3 protein-coding genes are annotated in these 1,511 nt (G+C 58.8%); 2 read left to right on the top strand and 1 reads right to left on the bottom strand.

The window, feature by feature from the left end:
- Both OC184_RS20660 and OC184_RS20115 read left to right on the top strand, forming a co-directional pair.
- Positions 1–94: IS3 family transposase (locus OC184_RS20660; RefSeq protein ID WP_407674420.1), on the top strand; the 94-nt coding region annotated here is incomplete at its 5' end.
- Positions 95–171: 77 nt separating this feature from the next.
- Complete coding sequence (locus OC184_RS20115; RefSeq protein ID WP_265508947.1) at positions 172–486, top strand: hypothetical protein; 315 nt, start codon at positions 172–174, stop codon at positions 484–486.
- A 382-nt stretch (positions 487–868) separates the two neighbouring features.
- Here the strand turns inward: OC184_RS20115 and OC184_RS20110 are convergent, their stop codons facing one another.
- Positions 869–1,240 (bottom strand): response regulator, encoded by a 372-nt coding sequence (locus tag OC184_RS20110; protein WP_265508946.1) that lies wholly within the window; start codon positions 1,238–1,240, stop codon positions 869–871.
- Positions 1,241–1,511: the final 271 nt, after the last annotated feature.

Genomic DNA, 1,511 nt, shown 5'->3' with positions numbered 1-1,511 from the left:
CTTCGAATACATCAACGGCTTCTACAACCCGCGGCGCCGACACTCTGCATTGGGCTGGAAATCACCCGTGGCCTTCGAAAACAAGGCCGCCTAACATGAGCACGAGACCGGAACGGAACCGAGACAGGTCCACGCCGGGCAGAATGAACCGAGGAGCGAGGGGATCGACGCATGGAGAAGCCTGACAATTCAGAGGCCGCATTTCCTGTCTTGAAGAGCAAGACTCGACAGGCGGGATGGCGACGGGCGAACCCGCTCAAGTATCGCGCGCATCTTCTTGTGCACAAGGCACTTGGCACTGGGCAGCTTCAGAAGCAGCCCTGCGAGGTTTGCGGCGCCAAGGCGGTCGACGCCCACCATGACTGTTACGAGGAACCACTTAACGTCAGATGGCTCTGCCGCCGTCACCACACGAAGCTGCACTACTATGGCGAGGACATGTTCCCGATCAGTCGCGTCTACGAGGGCGCAAGGTCGGAGGAGTGACCGGCACAACTCGAAGCGCGCGCGGCACCGCTGACTGAAGCATCTCGGTCATCGGCGCTCGCCTGCACTGCAAGGTGGCGTCAAAGCAGCCATTTGGCAGCACCCACTACTGACAACCGTCTGTGTCGCCCCGACCCGACGCTGGCGCGAAAGCTCCCGGTCATATTCACGGCAAGACCGCTTGCGACCCACGATCGGCGTTTGCGACCTGACCCTTGGCCGGCAGCTTGGACGAATCAATCAACATGCTGACAAATGGTCAAAAAGCCGGATCATCCCCAGAACCATCCCCGAAAAATTGGGATAACTTTTCCCTCCGCGAGTTCCGAGTGGCGGCTTTTCGGCACGTATAAGGATAGCAGCACCTTTCCCCCGCGCCCGGCTATTGCGGCAAGGACGTGTGCGCCACTGCCAGCGCCAAGGCGGCCTCGATGCAATCGCCGCTTGAGAATGGCTTGCCGATGTGAGGGATGTCTGCATAGCGGTCGGGTAGCTCATGCTTCTCATAGCCGGTGGCGAAGACGAAGGGGATATCCGCGCCCAGAAGCATGTCGGCCAGCGGAAACACCTCATCCGCGCGTAGCTGGACGTCGAGGATGGCTGCGTCAGGGCTGCGCGATCCTTTCAGCAGATTGATCGCATCTGGGATCGAACTTGTCGGCCCGGCCACGGCGACACCCCGATCCCGGGCCTCTGCGGCCAGATCTCGGGCAGTCCAGTATTCATCTTCCACGATCATGATCAGATACGACATCTTGTCCCCCATGCTGTTGTTTAAGCCGAGCTAAGAGAGTCTGCCTTGCATTTCCAAGCCCGGTGTAAAAATCATGGAACCAGCCTGAAAACAACTTGAAGGTTAATTGAGATGGTCCGTAAAGCAACCAATATCAGCACCTAGCTGCCCTTCCCGGATGATCCCATTGACCCTCGCCGGACCTCGTTCTTCATAGCAAGATCGGTTCTGCGCGAGGTTCGGAACGGGAGGCAAGGATGCTGATCTCTCTTCACAAGCAGGCGACGACGCC

This window comes from Paracoccus rhizosphaerae (assembly GCF_026162645.1).
GTDB classification, from domain to species: domain Bacteria; phylum Pseudomonadota; class Alphaproteobacteria; order Rhodobacterales; family Rhodobacteraceae; genus Paracoccus; species Paracoccus rhizosphaerae.
The sequence above is the reverse complement of the archived record's forward strand: the minus strand, read 5'-3'. Positions and strand labels throughout refer to the sequence as shown.

Bases quoted from the DNA above. Each gene is read 5' to 3' on its own strand.
- OC184_RS20115 (WP_265508947.1), top strand. From the start codon at position 172: ATGGAGAAGCCTGACAATTCAGAGGCCGCATTTCCTGTCTTGAAGAGC.
- OC184_RS20110 (WP_265508946.1), bottom strand. From the start codon at position 1,240: ATGTCGTATCTGATCATGATCGTGGAAGATGAATACTGGACTGCCCGA.